Origin of the sequence: Microbacterium sp. USHLN272 (assembly GCF_037149655.1) — a bacterium.
In the GTDB taxonomy this organism is placed as follows: Bacteria; Actinomycetota; Actinomycetes; order Actinomycetales; family Microbacteriaceae; genus Microbacterium; species Microbacterium galbinum.
In genome coordinates this window covers 2,346,574-2,362,016 of record NZ_JBBCRA010000001.1, presented here as the reverse complement: position 1 = coordinate 2,362,016, position 15,443 = coordinate 2,346,574, and the positions used below count along the sequence as shown (strand labels likewise).

The 15,443-nt window shown below is 72.1% G+C and carries 11 protein-coding genes; 1 reads left to right on the top strand and 10 read right to left on the bottom strand.

Annotation, left to right across the window (positions count from 1 at the left end):
- Positions 1–288: 288 nt before the first annotated feature.
- The 7 genes from WFJ97_RS11380 to WFJ97_RS11350 all read right to left on the bottom strand — a co-directional run bounded on the left by WFJ97_RS11380 (position 289) and on the right by WFJ97_RS11350 (position 9,474).
- Positions 289–1,503 carry a M20 metallopeptidase family protein gene (locus WFJ97_RS11380; protein ID WP_336641561.1) on the bottom strand — a complete coding sequence of 405 codons (1,215 nt, stop codon included), beginning with the start codon at positions 1,501–1,503 and terminating at the stop codon, positions 289–291.
- On the bottom strand, positions 1,503–2,270 hold the full coding sequence (locus tag WFJ97_RS11375) for an ABC transporter ATP-binding protein (protein ID WP_247624293.1): 768 nt from the start codon (positions 2,268–2,270) through the stop codon (positions 1,503–1,505). Before WFJ97_RS11375 ends, WFJ97_RS11380 begins: the two co-directional genes overlap by 1 nt.
- Complete coding sequence (locus WFJ97_RS11370; protein WP_336641560.1) at positions 2,267–4,096, bottom strand: dipeptide/oligopeptide/nickel ABC transporter permease/ATP-binding protein; 1,830 nt, start codon at positions 4,094–4,096, stop codon at positions 2,267–2,269. Before WFJ97_RS11370 ends, WFJ97_RS11375 begins: the two co-directional genes overlap by 4 nt.
- A gap of 3 nt (positions 4,097–4,099) precedes the next feature.
- Positions 4,100–5,143: an ABC transporter permease gene (locus WFJ97_RS11365; RefSeq protein WP_247624291.1), complete on the bottom strand. Its 1,044-nt coding sequence runs from the start codon at positions 5,141–5,143 to the stop codon at positions 4,100–4,102.
- 1 nt (position 5,144) lies between these two features.
- Positions 5,145–6,734, bottom strand: coding sequence for an ABC transporter substrate-binding protein (locus WFJ97_RS11360; protein WP_247624290.1), 1,590 nt, complete (start codon positions 6,732–6,734; stop codon positions 5,145–5,147).
- 62 nt (positions 6,735–6,796) lie between these two features.
- A complete protein-coding gene (locus tag WFJ97_RS11355) occupies positions 6,797–8,371 on the bottom strand; it encodes a hydantoinase/oxoprolinase family protein (protein ID WP_336641559.1) in 1,575 nt (524 codons plus the stop codon).
- Entirely contained in the window at positions 8,368–9,474 is a 1,107-nt protein-coding gene (locus WFJ97_RS11350) for a DUF917 domain-containing protein (RefSeq protein ID WP_336641558.1), read from the bottom strand. The genes WFJ97_RS11355 and WFJ97_RS11350 overlap by 4 nt, the downstream gene beginning before the upstream one ends.
- Positions 9,475–9,547: 73 nt before the next feature.
- Here WFJ97_RS11350 and WFJ97_RS11345 point away from each other — a divergent pair, with 73 nt between their 5' ends.
- The gene (locus WFJ97_RS11345) at positions 9,548–11,026 is read left to right on the top strand and encodes a PucR family transcriptional regulator (RefSeq protein WP_336641557.1); all 1,479 of its coding nucleotides are present in this window, start codon (positions 9,548–9,550) and stop codon (positions 11,024–11,026) included.
- A gap of 13 nt (positions 11,027–11,039) precedes the next feature.
- On the opposite strand, the gene WFJ97_RS11340 is transcribed toward WFJ97_RS11345, so the two are convergent.
- From WFJ97_RS11340 to WFJ97_RS11330, 3 genes are all read right to left on the bottom strand, one after another.
- A complete protein-coding gene (locus tag WFJ97_RS11340) occupies positions 11,040–12,176 on the bottom strand; it encodes a CaiB/BaiF CoA transferase family protein (RefSeq protein ID WP_336641556.1) in 1,137 nt (378 codons plus the stop codon).
- A 181-nt stretch (positions 12,177–12,357) separates the two neighbouring features.
- Entirely contained in the window at positions 12,358–13,935 is a 1,578-nt protein-coding gene (locus WFJ97_RS11335) for an amidohydrolase (RefSeq protein ID WP_336641555.1), read from the bottom strand.
- Positions 13,935–15,404: an amidohydrolase gene (locus WFJ97_RS11330; protein ID WP_336641554.1), complete on the bottom strand. Its 1,470-nt coding sequence runs from the start codon at positions 15,402–15,404 to the stop codon at positions 13,935–13,937. The genes WFJ97_RS11335 and WFJ97_RS11330 overlap by 1 nt, the downstream gene beginning before the upstream one ends.
- Between the last annotated feature and the right edge of the window lie 39 nt (positions 15,405–15,443).

The following is a 15,443-nucleotide window of genomic DNA, read 5'->3' as shown; positions in this document are numbered from 1 at the left end:
CCGCACACGACGGAGGAGATCTCGCGTTCCGCAGGAGCATCCGCCGGATTCGATCCTGCGTTGCGCGAGATCTCCTGCGTTACGCGTGCGACCGCGCGCCCTTCGTCTCGTCGCTGCACTCCTCGCTCAGGAACCGGTTCCTGAGCGAGCGGAGCGAGACGAAGGGCCGCACGCGACGGAGGAGAACTCGCGTTCCGCAGGAGCATCCGCTGGATTCGATCCTGCGCTGGGCGAGATATCCTCCCCTGCGGTGGGCGCCCGCGGGTGGGGCCCTCACGAGATACGGCGTCAGCCGCGCAGCAACCGGCGCCAGGCGAGCTCGGCGAGGACGGATGCCTGCAGCGGAAGCACCTCGTCGTCGAAGATCGCCTGCTCGGAGTGCAGCGGCATCGGACCCGAGTCGGGGGCCGCGCCGACGAACACGAGGGCGCCGGGCACTTCCTGCAGCACGTACGAGAAGTCCTCGGATGCCATCGACGGCGCCGCGAGCCGGGTCACGCGCTCCTCCCCGACGAGCTCGTCGAGCACCTCGAGCACCTCGCGGGTCTCGGCGGGGTCGTTGTAGGTCACGGGGTACGAGGCGATGAACTCCGACTCCAACCGGCATCCGTTGGCCTCGGCGATCCCCGCCAGCATCACCGGCAGCTGCTCGCGCACCGTATCGAGGGTCTGCATCGACAGGGTGCGGATGTTCGCCTCGAGCGAGACGGTCGCGGCCAGCACGTTACTCGCCTCGGAGTCGCTGCTCAGGCGCGTGATCGAGATCACGGCCTGGTCGGTGGCGGGCAGGCGGCGCGCGGCGAAGGTCTGCACCGCGAGGATGAGCTGCGCCGCCACCGGCACCGGGTCGATACCGAGCTGCGGGAAGGCGGCGTGGCCGCCGGTGCCGTGCAGGGTCAGGCGCAGCGCGCTGGCGCTCGCCATCATCGCGCCCTCGCGGGTGACGAGCTGTCCGCGCGGGGTGGCGCTGTCGACGTGGATCGCGTACGCCGCGACCGGCCGCGCCCCGGCGGCGTCGAGCACGCCCTCCTCGATCATGATGCGACCGCCGGCCTGCCCCTCCTCGCCGGGCTGGAACATGAACACGACCGTGCCGGGGAGTTCGTCGCGGCGGGCGGCCAGCAGCCGCACGGCACCGAGCACTCCGGCCATGTGCAGGTCGTGGCCGCAGGCGTGCATCGCGCCCGAGGTCGCGGCGAACGGCAGACCGGATGCCTCGGTGATGGGCAGTCCGTCCATGTCGCCGCGCAGCAGCACCACCGGGCCCGGACGCCCGCCGCGCAGCACGGCGGTGATCGACGACAGCGATTGCCCGAAGGTGATCTCGAGTCCGAGACCCTCGAGCTCGCGCAGCAGGATCGCCTGCGTGTTCGGCAGGTCGAGTCCGATCTCGACCGCCCCGTGCAGCTCGCGCCGCACGGCCGTGAGGTGCGCGCGCAGTTCTTCCGCCGCACCCCCGAACCCGCCGTCGAAACCAGAACCCGCGTCCGAACCGGAACCCATCAGAACTGCATCCTCTCGCCGAGAACGGGGACCGCGTCGAGCAGGTCCACCGTGTAGGGGTCGGCGGGGTTCGCGAGCAGTGCTTCGGTCGGCCCGGCCTCGACCAGCTTGCCATGTCGCATCACGCACACCTCGTCGCTGATGTACCGCACGACCGCGAGGTTGTGCGAGATGAACAGCATCGACAGCCCCAGTTCCTGCTGCACCTCGCGCAGCAGGTTGAGGATCGCGCCCTGCACCGAGACGTCGAGGGCGCTGGTGACCTCGTCGGCGATGAGCACCGAGGGCTCGCCCGCGAGGGCGCGCGCGATCGTGATGCGCTGACGCTGGCCGCCCGAGAAGGCACCGGGCCGCTCGCCCGCGCGGTCGGGGTCGAGGTGCACCTGGGCGAGCAGTTCGCGCACACGGGCGATGCGCTCGGCGCGGGTCCAGCGGCGGCCGGTGGCGCGCAGGGCCTCGGCGATCGAGTCGCCGATGGGCATGAGCGGGTCGAGGGCCGAGAACGGGTCCTGGAAGACGAGCTGCATGCGGCGGCGCGCGCGGCGTGCGGCCGCCCCACCGGTCGCCGTCTCGACGCCGTCGACGCGGATCGATCCGGATTCGGGGCGCACGAGCCCGACGGCGGCGGCCGCGATCGTGCTCTTGCCCGACCCGGATTCGCCGACGAGTCCGACCGTGCGGCCCTTCGGCACCGACAGGCTCACCCGTTCGACCACGCGGGTACGGCCGTAGCGGACACTCAGGTCCGTGATCTCGAGCGCGTTCACACCGGCACCTCCTTCTCGTGAGCCCCGTCGTGGGAGCCCTCGCGGGCATCCGACGGCTCCTCCGTCGGCGCGGAGTCGTCCAACGCTTCGGGCATCAGCTCCGGCGGGATCACCGGCAGCGGCTGCGTGCGGTCGCTCGTCATGTCGGGGAGGCACGCGATGAGCGCCTGCGTGTACGGATGCTGCGCGTCCTGCCGGATGCGGCCGGCCGAGAGCGCCTCGACGACCCGCCCGTCCTTCATCACGATGACCCGGTCGCAGAACGCCGAGACGAGGGCGATGTCGTGCGAGATGAACACGATCGCCGCTCCCGTCTCCTCCTGCGCCCGGTGCAGCACGCCCATCACCTGGCGCTGCACGGTCACATCGAGCGCGGTCGTGGGCTCGTCGGCGATGATCAGCCGCGGCTTGCCGGTGAGCGCCATGCCGATCATGGCCCGCTGACGCATGCCGCCCGAGAACTCGTGCGGGTACTGCTTCAGCCGGTTCGCGGCATCCGGGATCCCGACGGCGGTCAGCGCGTCGGCGGCGCGCACGCGCGCCTCCTTCGGGCGCATGCCCATGTGCACCTCGGGCACCTCGGTGAGCTGGCGTCCGATGGTGAGCGCGGGGTTCAGCGAGGTGAGCGGGTCCTGGAAGATCATGCCGAGCTCGACGCCCAGGCGGGCACGATCGGATGCCGTCAGCTGCCCGGTCATGTCGAGGTCGTCGAAGCGGTGCGCCGAGGTCGTGATGATCGCGTCGTCGCCGAGGAGTCCGGCGAGCGCCATCGCGGTGAGCGACTTGCCCGACCCGGACTCGCCGACGATGCCGACGATCTCTCCCCGGGCGACCCGCAGGTCGACGCCGCGCACCCGCTCGACCACGCCGCCGTCGGCGGTGGGGAAGGCGATGTGCAGGTCGGTGATCTCGGCGACCACGTCGCTCTCGGGCGCCGCGGCGGCCGGGGCCGGGTTGCGTCGGCGCGAGGTGATCGTCACCCCGCCGGCGGCCCGGGCGGCGACGGCGCGGAAGCCCGAGCCGCGGCTGCCGGCGACGGCTTCGCTGAGCAGCGTGAAGACGAGACCGGCGAGCACGATCGCGATGCCGGGGCCGATCGCCGCGAGCGGGTTCACGTAGATGCGCAGGATGCCCTCCTGCAGCATCCGCCCCCAGTCGTACGCGGGCGCCTGCACCCCGAGGCCGAGGAACGAGAGACCGGCGAACGACAGCAGCGTGACGCTCGCGGTCGCGGCGGCGTTCACGAAGAACGGGTTGGCGATGTTCGGCAGCACGTGCCGCAGCAGGATGCCGACCGGGCCGACGCCCACCACGCGGGCGGCCCGCACGTAGTCGCGGCCCGACACGGAGGAGGCGAGGTTGTACACGAGACGGGCGAACGACGGGATGCCCGCGAAGCCGATCGCGAGCATCGCCCCGGTCGCCGTCGCGCCCCAGATGACGGTGAAGAACAGCACCATCAGCAGCCAGGGGAACGCGAGCAGGATGTCGAGGAGGCCCGTGAACCAGCGCCGCGGGTACTTGGGCAGGATGCTCGCGACGAGACCGAACACGATGCCGCCGGCGAGCGCGATCGCCGTGGCGCCGAGCGTGAGCAGAAGCGTGAGGCGCGTCGCGGTGAGCACGCGGGCGAGGATGTCGCGACCCAGCTCGTCGGTGCCGAACGGGTGCACCGCGCTCGCGCCGAGCAGCCGCGAGGAGACGTCGGTGGTGTCGGCGGCCGGGCCCCAGATCGTGGGACCGGCGACGGCGAGGAACACCAGGAGCACACTGCCGGCGAGGGCGGAGATCGCGGTGGCGTTGAGGAGTTTCTTGCGCACGGACATGTCTCAGCCCTCCGTGATCGACGAGCGCGGATCGATGGTGGCGAGGATGACGTCGACGACGAGGTTCACGCCGAGCACGATGAGCGCGTAGACGATGACGACGCCCTGCACCATCGGGTAGTCCTTGGCCCCGACCGACGAGACCATGATGGTGCCGAGTCCGGGGATCGCGAACACGGTCTCGATGAGCACGGTCGCGGCGGTGAGGCCGGCGAGGATGAGCCCGCCGACGGTGAGCGACGCGGTGACGATGTTCGGCAGCGCGTGCCGCAGGTGGATCAGATGACGCGGCAGGCGTTTGGCCCGGGCGGTGGTCATGTACGTGGTGTCGAGCACCGCGAGCATCTCGACCTGCACGATGCGCACGAGGTACGCCATCGGGCCGATCGCGAGGGCGATGACCGGCAGCACGGCATCCGCCGGTTTTCCCCATCCCGCCGCCGGCAGCCAGCCGAGCTGCACCGCGAACAGCGAGATGAGACCGACCGCCACGAGGAAGCTCGGGACGGCGATCAGGATGCCGAGCACGGCCGAGAGCGTCATCGACAGGCCGCGGCGACGGCCGGAGCGCGCGAGCACCGCCGCGCCGATGCCGGCGGGCAGCGCCCCGATCACGGCGATGATGAAGGCGAGCACCGCGAGCAGCAGCGTGGTCGGGAAGCGCTGCGCGAGCACGTCCGCCACCGGTCGCTGCAACCGCACCGAGGTGCCGAGGTCGCCCGTGAAGAGACCGCCGATGAAGCGGAAGAACTGCTCCCACATCGGCCGGTCGAGGCCGAGCTGGGTGCGGGTCGCCTCGACGAGCTGCGGCGTCGCACTCTGACCCAGCGCCGCGCGCACGGGGTCGCCGGGCACGAGGTACATGAGCAGGAACGACGCGACGATCACCACGGCCAGGGAGATCACGAGCCGGCCGAGGCGGCGGAGCAGGAACGCGGTGCGCGGGGAGAGCCCCCGACGCAGGCGGCGCTCCTCCACCCGCGCCGCCAGGGCGGCCGTGGTGGTGTCGACCACCTCGGCGGTCGCGGGAGGAGGAGTCGTCGTCATGTCAGCCCAGCATCCGGATCGAGGTCGGCTGGATGAAGTTCGGCTGCTCGAACACCGCGCCCGACTGGTAGGTCGGCAGGATGTTGTCGGTCACCGGGAACACGTCGAAGCGGTTGATGAGCTCGGCCTCGGCGTCCTGCCAGATGCCGCAGGTCTCCTCGGGGCTCGCGCTCGAGGCCTCTGCGGCGAGAGCGGAGTACTCGGGGTTGTCGACCCACATGAAGTTCAGACCGCCCTGGTCGGGGGTGGCGCCGTCGAAGAACGTCGACAGCACGACCGGGCCGCCCGGTGCCACCTGCACCCAGCCGGTGTCCCAGTCGAAGGTCGACCAGAGCTGCTCCGACCAGGCCGCCGCGTCGTTCGCGAACAGCTCGGTCGTCACGCCCAGCTCGTCCCACGTCTCCTTGACGAGCTCGGCCGCGGCCGCGTGCGTCGAGGTGGGGGCGTTGTAGACGAACTTGATGGTCAGCGGCTGGCCGTCCTTGGTGCGCGTGCCGTCGGAGCCGACCGTCCAGCCGGCCTCGTCGAGCAGCTCGGCCGCCCGGTCGAGGTCGGTGTCGGGCAGCTCCCACTTCGGGCCGTCGGCGACGCAGAGCAGCGGGTTCTTGGTCACCAGCGAGACGGACTCCAGTGCCTCGCCGTCGGCGATCACCGTGCCGACCTCGTCGCGGTCGATCGCGATCGACAGCGCCTCGCGCACGAGCGGGTCGGAGAACGGACGACCCTCCTTCTCGTTGAAGAGGATCATGCCGACGGGGTTGCGCACACCCGAGTGGGTGAGTCCGGCGCCGTCGAGACGGGCACGGTCCGCGCCCGAGATCGTCGCCGCGTTGATCTCGCCGGAGACGAGCAGGTTGGCGGCCGTGCTCTCATCGGTGACGACGCGCGCCTGGATCGTGTCGGGCAGACCGACGGTCTCGCTCGTCACGTCGTCGGGGCCCCACGTGTAGTCGTCGCGCTTGGTGAACGTGTAGGTGTCGCCCGGCTTGACGTCGCTCAGGCCGAAGAGTCCGGTGCCGTCGGTCGCGTCCGACAGCGTGGTCGGGTCGGCGAGGCCGGCGTCGCAGACCAGCATGATCGTGCCGACGTTGACGGCCAGGAACGGGTTGTTCTCGGTGCTCGTCACCGTCACGACGTTACCGTCGGCCGTGGCCGAGATCGTCTCGTCGATGACCGAGCCGTACGAGAAGGTCGCGTTGGCGGGGTCGGCGTTGTAGTTGAGGTTGTCGGCGACGGTCTGCGCCGTGAACTCCGACCCGTCGGTGCAGGTGATGCCGTCCTTGAGGGTGAAGACGACCTCGGTGCCCGTCTCCTCCCAGCTCTCGGCGAGCCAGGGCACGAGGTCTCCCTCGTCGGTGACGGCGATCAGCGATTCGTAGGCGAGGCTGACGACCGCGAACGTGTCGGGCGAGACGGCCTTGAGCGGGTTCAGGTCGCCCGGGTCGTCGCCGACGGCGGTCACGAAGGTGCCACCGGAGACGTAGTCGCCCTCGGCGGGCGCGGACTGATCGTTCGAGCCCGCGCAGGACGTCAGTGTCAGCGCAAGCGCAGAGAGAACGGCGGCCACGGGTACTGCGGTACTGCGTTTCATAGCGATCTCCTGATTTCGGGTGAGGGGGTGGAGCTGCGGATGCTGTGGTCTTCTTCTTCCGGTCAGCGGACCGGAACCTCGGCCGAGAGCCGCGCGAGCGGGCCCGCGGCCTTGACCGTCACGTTGACGGTGGGCTGGGCGGTGTAGGGCACGTGCGTCTCGAGGACCTCGACGATCGACACCTGCAGCGGGTCGGCGCCGGCCTGGATCGCCTTCGCGATGGCGGCTTCGGATGCCTGCTCGATCGCCTGGTTGCGATCGCCCATCGGGGCCATCTGATCGGCTCGGCCGCCGGCGAGCGAGATCGCCGCGCCGACCGCGTTGGCGACGCCGCCGTGGTCGGGACGCAGGATGCTGCCGGCGCTCGCGAGGCTGTCGGGAACGAGGAATCCGCCGCCGCCGACGACGACGAGGGGGATGTCCATGCGGCCGAGGGAGAGGCGTTCGACGGCCTCGTCGAGGCGATCGGCGACCTTCGCGAGCGCCTGCTCGAGCGCCTCGGTCACCTGCGGCGACAGCCCGGGCAGCGTGCGTCCGGCGACGGGGCTGCCGGCGAGTGCCGCGGCATCCGTCAGCGTCGGGGTGGAGCCGCCGAACAGCAGACCCTCCCGGTCGATGCGATAGCCGACAGAGTCCGGGCCCACGCGGCCCGAGGCGACGTCGACGATCGTGCCGCCGCCGATGCCGACGCTGAGGATGTCGGGCATCCGGAAGTTCGTGCGCACCCCGCCGATCTCGCGCGGCAGCGTCGACTCGCGGGGGAATCCGCCCACGACCCCGCCGAGGTCGGAGGTCGTGCCGCCCACGTCGATCACGATCGCGTCGTCGTGGCCCGAGAGGTACGCGGCGCCGCGGATGGAGTTCGCGGGGCCCGATCCGATCGTGAGCACGGGGTACTGCGCGGCGTAGTCGAGCGACATCAGGGTGCCGTCGTTCTGGGCGAAGAAGGTGGTCGCGTCGAGACCCTCCTCGGCGACGACCGTCACGAGAGCTTCGGTCACCGACCGGGCGACGCTGTAGAGCGCGGCGTTGAGGAGCGTCGCGTTCTCGCGCTCGAGCAGACCCGTCGGGCCGATGTCCTGGCTGAGGAACACCCGGGTGTCCTGCCCCAGGTGGCCGCGCAGCAGGTCGGCGACCTCGAGCTCCTGCTCGGGCGACGAGGGGCTGAAGATGCCCGCCACGGCGATCGCATCGAAGTCGTCGAGGCCGTCGACGAAGCGCAGGATGCCGTCGCGGTCGAGCGGAGCGATCGGGGTGCCGTCGACCATGTGGCCTCCGCCGAGCATCGTGGCGCCGGCGAGCACCATGCGCACGAGGTCGTCGGGCCAGCCGGTCAGCGGCGGGTACTCGGTCGCGGCCGGGGCGCCGAGGCGGATCATCGCGACCCGGTCGAGCTGGCGGCGCTGCACGATCGCGTTGGTCGCGTGGGTCGTGCCGAGCATGACGCGCGAGACACGGGAGCGGTCGTCGCCGATCGCGGCGAGCACGTCGCGGATGCCGGCGCGGATGCCGCCGGTGATGTCGTCGGTCGTGGCGCGCTTGGTCCACGCGAGCACCCGGCCATCGCCGTCGAGCACGACCGCGTCGGTGTTCGTGCCGCCGACGTCGACGCCGATGGAGAGGTCGCGGGCGGTCATCGGGTCGCTCCTTCGAACGGGACGTACGGCAAGTCGTAGCCGAAGGCCAGCGGCCCGGCGAGCTCGAGGCCGCGGGGCGTGCGCCAGATCGGGTCGCAGGCCCACGCGAGCACCGAGACGCGCTGGCCGAAGCGCAGCATCTCGGTGGTGATCGCGTGGCCGGTCTCGGCGTCGATGATCGTGATGAGGTCGGGGACGCTCACCAGCACCTCGCCGTCTTCGAGCACGAGCAGGTTCTCGTTCTGCAGCTCGAGGCGCTGCAGGCGGCCCCGGTCGGCGCCGGTGCCGGTGATGGTCACCGAGCCGCGCACGAAACCGCCGACGGTGCGGCGGTCGAGGTCGGTGATCTTGCCGGTCATCAGCACGCGGGCGTCGAGCTCGGCCGCGACGGCGGCCACCGGGTCGGACGACGACGTCAGGGCGTGGCCGACGCGGATGGCGGCGCTCACCGTGCCCTCGATGACCGAGCCCTTCACCTGGTCGGCGGTCATCGGGTAGTGCGCGCCGATGCAGATCGAGCCGCTCGCGACGGTGAGGGCGCGGGCGTGACGCTCGAGCCAGTGCAGGTCGACCGTCTTCATGACCGAGATGTTTCCGACGACGTCGCTCTGCACGGCCCATGCGCAGGGGACGCCGGCGACGTTCATCGCCACCATCGCGGCATCCGGGAACGCCCGGCCCATGCCGTCGGCGTCGAGGATCTGCAGGCCGAGGCGGGCGGCCCAGCCGATCGGCTGCACGCCGTTGCTTCCCCCGATCTCGGCCGCCATGAGCGTCGTGACCTTGCGGCCGAGCAGCCGCTCGGCCTCGGCGAGCAGCGCGTGGATCTGGTCCTTCGCGGCCAGCATCTCGATGCCGACCGTCGGGGCGCCGATGCCCGACATCAGGATGACGACGTCGTCGGCGGTGAGGTCGTCGACCTGCACCAGCCGCACGGGGCCGTGCTCGCGCAGCGCGGTCTCGACCATGATCTGCGAGGTGTAAACGGCGCCACCGCCGCCGGTGCCGAAGATCGCAGTGCCGACGCCGAGCGCGGCGATGTCGTCTGCCGTGATCTCGGTGATCGGAGCCGCGGTGCGTGCGACGGAGGAAGTCTGGGCCATGTGTTCACGGTACGGAGCCGTTCACCTCCCGGCAATGTTTCCTGCATCCAGTGATTCCGGGCATACTGTGCGCATGGCACAGTACACACTGCGGGATCTGCGTGATGACGCCGACCGACTCGGGCTGCGCTCGCACGCCGGCCCCGTCGACGACCGGCAGATCGTGCGCGTCGACCTCGCCGCCGTCGACCGCCTCGACGCCCTCGCCACCGGCACCCTCGCGATCATCGACGGCGAGGAGCAGCCGCCGCCCTTCCGCATCGACGTCGCCCTGCGGCAGGCCAGCGCCCGCGGCCTCGCCGGCCTCGTCTTCACCGCCCCGCTCACACTCGCCGAGACCGCGCGCGTGCTCGCCGAGCGCGCCGGCGTCCCCGTGTTCTCGGCCGTGGGCGTCGGCGCCGCCGACCTCGCGAAGACCATCGACCGAGCCATCTCGGGCGGGGCGTCGGAGGCGATGATGCGCGGCGCGCACGCCATCGCCCTCGCGACCGAGGCCGCGGCATCCGCAGACAGCACGACCGAGAGCATCCTGTCGGTCGCCGGCGGCGCCCTCGGGGTCGCCCTGTCGATCGCCCCCGACCAGGCCGTGGCGTGGACCGATGCGGATGCGGTGTTCATCGGCGAGGTGCTCATCGGGCGCCTCATGGCCGATCGCACCGACGGCGCGACCCAGGTGTCGCTGCCCGTGATCGCCTCGCTGCTCTCGCGCGTCGCGCAGCGGCAGAGCCGCGACCGGTTCGCCCCCACGCAGTCGCGCGCCGACCTGCTCGTCGAGCTCGTGCTCGCCGAGCCGTCGCGCGCCGAGGGCTTCGTCGCCCAAGCCGCGCGTCTCGGGCTGCCCCTCTCCCAGTCGCACGCGGTCGCCTGGCTCGCCCCGACCGGCACCGCCGACCCCGACGCCCGGGCGCCGCGCAGTGTGCAACCCGCGCTCGAACTGTTCGCGCTGCAGCTCGTCGAGGCGCGCGAGGAGATGTGGCACGTCGCCTTCCTGCAGGACGACCTGCTGCTCGTCTGCACCGAGGAGCACGGGGCCGGCGACCATCAGCGCCGCGTGCGCGAGGTCGCGATGCTCATCCAGGAGCGGGCGCAGGAGATCGCCGGCTCCGACTGGGCCTACACGCTCGGGCTCGGCACCCCGCAGGTCGGCGCGCTGGGACTGCGGCAGTCGGCGGCCGAGGCGCGCATCGCGGCCGAGTCGGCGATCGCCGCCGGGCGCCTCGGCGGGGTCGAGCTCACCGATGTCACGGGCCTGCGGCGGGTGCTGCTCGACGTGTACGCCTCGCCGATCAGCCGCGAACTGCTGCACGACATCCTGCGTCCGCTCGACGACCTCGGCCCCGAGCGCGCGCTGCAGTCGGTGCGCACCCTGCTCGTGTACCTCGCGCACGAGGGGTCCCTCGTGCACGCCGGCCGCGAGCTCATGCTGCACCCGAACGGCGTGGGGTACCGGATGCGGCGCATCCGCGAGCTGCTCGGCATCGACCTGGCCGACCCCGACGCCCGCTTCGCCGTCGAGCTCGCCTGCCGCGTGAGGTTGCTCGGCGCGGGGTAGCCCCGTCACCGGGTCAGCGACCGAGCTCCGCGCGGAGCGCCGGCCCGTCGGCGTCGAGACCGGGCGCGCGCGCCAGCCGCACCGTGCCGTTGGTGCCGAGCGCCGACCGGGCTATCGACACCCCGTCGTCGTGCTCGATCAAGCCGAGAGCATCCGCCTGCGGGCCGCGGGCCGCCGCCTCGGGGGTGCGCACTCGCGCCACGAGCACACGCGCCGCCTGCAGGCATCCGACCACCGTCTCGAGCGGCAGCGATCCCACCCGCGCGGCCAGGATGCGTTCGAGCTCGTCGCGCCCCTCCACCCGGGCCCGGTTGCCCGCCCACTCCGGCCCGCCGAGCACGGCGCCGAGGTCGAGCGCCGCCACGAGACGCGCGAACATCGCGTCGTTGGTCGCGCCGAGCACGACATGACCATCGGATGCCGCGAACGCGCGGTACGGCACGATCGACGGGTGCGAACTGCCCCACGGCTTCGAGGGGGGTCCGCCGGCCGATGTCGCGGCGATCACCGTGCCCAGCGAACTCAGCGCGGTCGCGAACAGCGAGAACTCCAGCCGACGGCCGACACCGGTGCGCCCGCGTTCGAGAAGAGCGGCGAGCACGCCGTTGATCATCGACATCCCGGTCGCGATGTCGACCATCGCCACCCCGGAACGCACGGGGTCGGCGCCCTCGTACCCGGTCACGTGCATGAGCCCGGACTCGGCCTCGACCGTCACCGCGGTGCCCGGTTCGGCCGCGAGCGGGCCCTCCTGCGAGAAGCCGCTGATAGAGGCGTAGACCAGTCGCGGGAACCGTTCGAGCATCGCGTCGGCACCGATCCCCAGTCGGTCGGCGACGCCCGGGCGGAAGCTCTCGACCACGACATCCGCCGTGCCGATCAGCGCGTGCGCAGTCTCGCGATCGGCGGGGTCGGCGAGGTCCAGCGCGATGCTGCGCTTGCCGCGGTTGATCGCGTGGAAGTACGCACTCGCCCCGTGCACGAACGGAGGCCCCCAGTGCCGGGTCTCGTCGCCGATGCCCGGCTGCTCGACCTTGATCACGTCGGCGCCGAGTTCGGCGAGGGTCATGGTCGCGTACGGCCCGGCGAGCAGCCGGGTGAAGTCGATCACGCGCACGCCCTCGAGCGGCCGGAAATCTCCGTCAGTCATCGTCGCCCCTTCGCTCCCGAGCGAGGTTATCGATGAGCGGATGCCGTCGGCGATGGGTGCTGCGCACACCGAACGGGGCGCGGGGTGGGCCCTTCGACAGGCTCAGGGACCCGGTTCCCGGGCAGGAACCGATTCCTGGGTCGCTGAGCCTGTCGAAGCGTCGCAGGAATCCCCACCAGCCTCAGCGCACGAACACCCGCTCGCCGCGGATCCAGGTCTCGGCCACGCGCACGGCGGCGATCTCGTCGTCGGGCACCGTGAAGACGTCGCGGTCGAGCACGGCGAAGCTGCCGTCGAGCCCCGGTGCGAGGCGCCCGACACCCTCCAGCGGCGACAGCGAGGCCGCCCGCGAGGTGTACAGCAGCAGCGCCTGCGGCACGGTGATCGCCGCCTCGGCGCCGAACTCGATGCCGTTGTAGGTGCGGCGTCGCACGGCGGCCTCGACCGAGAGCATCACGTCGTCGGCGCCGCTCCACGCGGTGGCCGGCCGGTCCGACGACAGTGCCAACGGCTCGAGCCCCGCGTACAGGCGCGCGATCGGGTAGGCATCCGGCACCTGCTCGACGCGCAGCGCCTTCTCGTACCCGTCGTACTCGGCGAAGAAGAACACCGTGTGCGTGGCGATGCCGAACGACATCCGCCCCGATCCCAGTCGCGCGAGATACGCGTCGCTCACGATCGTCGCGTGCTCGATGCGCACCGAGGGGATGCCGTCGAGCCACGGCTCCTGATCCTCGAACAGCTCCACGACGCGGTCGAGCGCCCGGTCGCCCATCGCATGCACGGCGAGCTGCACGCCGTTGCGGCGGGCCCAGTCGCCGGCCGCGAGCACGTCGGCGTCGTCGACGAGACGCAGGCCGTGGTCGCAGGAGTCGGGGTACGCCTCGTGCACCCAGGCGGTGCGGTTGGAGTACGCGCCGTCGAGCACGACCTTCACGCCCGCGATGCGGATCGGCCCGGTGCGGTCGTCGTCGGTCAGCTCCCCGAGAGGCGCCTCCGGGTCCCACCCCGGGTACAGCGCGACGCGGGTGCGCAGGCCGCGCTCGGCGGCGGCGCGGAAGGTCTCGAGCGGGCGGTCGATGCGCGACGACAGCAGGTCGCAGACCGCCACGATGCCGCGTGAGGCGAGCTCGTCGCCGATCGCCACGATCGCATCGATCTGCTCGTCGCGGCTCGGCGCCGGGATGACGGCTGCCACCACGTTGACCGCCGCGATCTCGGTGAGCACCCCGTTCGGGTTGCCGTCGGCGTCGCGTTCGAACCGCGCCCCCTCGGGGTCGACCGTCGTGGCGGTGATGCCGGCGATCTCGAGCGCGCGGGTGTTGCAGACGGCTGAGTGCGCGTCGCAGCGCCAGACCAGCACCGGGCGATCGGTGGCGATGCGGTCGAGGTCGGCGGCCGTCGGCATCCGCCCCTCCGGGAACTTGGTGTCGTCGAATCCGCGCCCCAGCACCCAGGCATCCGCCCCGCTGATCGTCGCGGCGTGCGCGTCGAGCACGCGCACGAGGTCGTCGGCGCTGAGCACGGCGGGCGGGAAGCACTCCGCGGCCGCCGCGGTTCCGGCGAGCAGCGCGGGGTGCGTGTGACTGTCGAGCAGTCCGGGCAGCACGGTGCGGCCGCCGAGGTCGACGGCATCCGCATCGGTCACGTCCGCCGCGTCGCCGACCCAGTCGACGATCCCGTCGACGACGCGGAACGCCGAGGCGAACGCGGTCTCGCTCGCGCCCGTGAACACACGGCCGTTGGTGAAAGTGGTCATCACAGCTCCCGGTGGGTGAAGCGGCCGCCGAGCAGGGTGGCGGCGACGGGCATGGACCGCAGTTCGTCGCGGTCGCTCGCGTAGGGGTCGCGGTCGCCGATCACGAGGTCGGCGGGCTGCCCGACGGCGAACGAGGTACGAACGGATGCCGCGAGCGCCACGTCGAGCGGAAGACGCTGCTCGGGGTGCCAGGCGTCGCGGTCGCCGCGGCTGCGCGCGGTGGCCGCACTGAGCGAGATCCACGGGTCGAGCGGGGCGACCGGGGCATCCGATCCCAGGCGCAGGGTCGCACCCGAGCGGTGCAGCGAACCGAACGCGAAAGCGCGACCGGTGCGGCCCGCCCAGTGGTGGTCGGCGACGTCGCGGTCGTCCATGGCGTGCTCGGGCTGCACGCTGGCGATCAGGCCGAGCGCGGCGAAGCGGGCGAAGTCGTCGTCGCGCACGAGCTGGGCGTGCTCGATCACGCCCTTCATGTCGAGGGCCTGGAACGTGTCGAGCACCTCGGTGTTCGCGCGGTCGCCGATCGCGTGCACGGCGGCCTCGATACCGGCGCCGCGGGCGCGTTCGAGCAGGCGGCGCAGCTCGGGGATCGGCACGCTCTCCATGCCGCAGGCGTGCGGGTGACCGGGGTCCATGCCGGGGTACGGGTCCCAGCACCAGGCGGTGCGGGTGTTCAGCGACCCGTCGACGACGACCTTGAGCCGGCCGAAGGTGACCAGACCCGCCTCGTCGACGACGTCGCCGGTGCGGACGCCTGCGGCGATCACCTGCTCGAGCAGGTCGGGCCACACCGCGATGTCGGTGCGCAGGCTCGTGAGCCCACCCGCCGTGCGCGCCGACCATTCGGCGATGTTGTCGGTCTTCTCGTACTCGACGATTCCCACGACGCCGCGGGCGGCGGCGGCCGACGCGGCATCCGCATAGGCGTCCGCCGGCAGCTGCGCGGCCTCGTCGAAATCGTGCAGGATGCCGATCCACGGCCCCTCGCGCAGCAGCCCCGTCTCGTCGAGCTCGACACCCAGGCGCGCGGCCGCGGCACGGTTCATCCAGCCGCAGTGCAGATCGCCGCTCACGAGCACGACCGGGATGTCGCTGACGGTGGCCTCGAGGGCCGCGAGCGAGGCGGGCACGGGCCACAGCCCGTCGCGGAACCCGTAGCCCATCAGCATCCCGTCGCTCAGCGGGGCGCCCTCGGCGCGCGCCCGCCGCACGATGTCGAGCACGTCGTCGGCGGTGCGGGTCTCGGTGAGGTCGAGGCGCCGGCGACGGATCACGTGCTGCGTGAAGTGCACGTGCGCGTCCCAGAACCCCGGGCCGATCCAGCGACCGCCCGCCTCGACGACCTCGCCCGCGGGTGCGACCGTTCCGGCGGGGCCGATCTCGGCGATCACTCCGTCGCGAACGAGCACGTCGACCGGCTCACCGCCGTCGTACGGGCGCACGTCCCGCAGGGTGAGGGACTCGGTCATGCTGCTCCTCTCGGCGCGCGGCGCGCGCGGGGATGGTCG

Coding starts and splice junctions, on each gene's coding strand:
- WFJ97_RS11345 (WP_336641557.1), top strand. CDS start 9,548: ATGGCACAGTACACACTGCGGGATCTGCGTGATGACGCCGACCGACTC.
- WFJ97_RS11360 (WP_247624290.1), bottom strand. CDS start 6,734: ATGAAACGCAGTACCGCAGTACCCGTGGCCGCCGTTCTCTCTGCGCTT.
- WFJ97_RS11340 (WP_336641556.1), bottom strand. CDS start 12,176: ATGACTGACGGAGATTTCCGGCCGCTCGAGGGCGTGCGCGTGATCGAC.
- WFJ97_RS11365 (WP_247624291.1), bottom strand. CDS start 5,143: ATGACGACGACTCCTCCTCCCGCGACCGCCGAGGTGGTCGACACCACC.
- WFJ97_RS11335 (WP_336641555.1), bottom strand. CDS start 13,935: ATGACCACTTTCACCAACGGCCGTGTGTTCACGGGCGCGAGCGAGACC.
- WFJ97_RS11355 (WP_336641559.1), bottom strand. CDS start 8,371: ATGACCGCCCGCGACCTCTCCATCGGCGTCGACGTCGGCGGCACGAAC.
- WFJ97_RS11330 (WP_336641554.1), bottom strand. CDS start 15,404: ATGACCGAGTCCCTCACCCTGCGGGACGTGCGCCCGTACGACGGCGGT.
- WFJ97_RS11370 (WP_336641560.1), bottom strand. CDS start 4,096: ATGTCCGTGCGCAAGAAACTCCTCAACGCCACCGCGATCTCCGCCCTC.
- WFJ97_RS11350 (WP_336641558.1), bottom strand. CDS start 9,474: ATGGCCCAGACTTCCTCCGTCGCACGCACCGCGGCTCCGATCACCGAG.
- WFJ97_RS11380 (WP_336641561.1), bottom strand. CDS start 1,503: ATGGGTTCCGGTTCGGACGCGGGTTCTGGTTTCGACGGCGGGTTCGGG.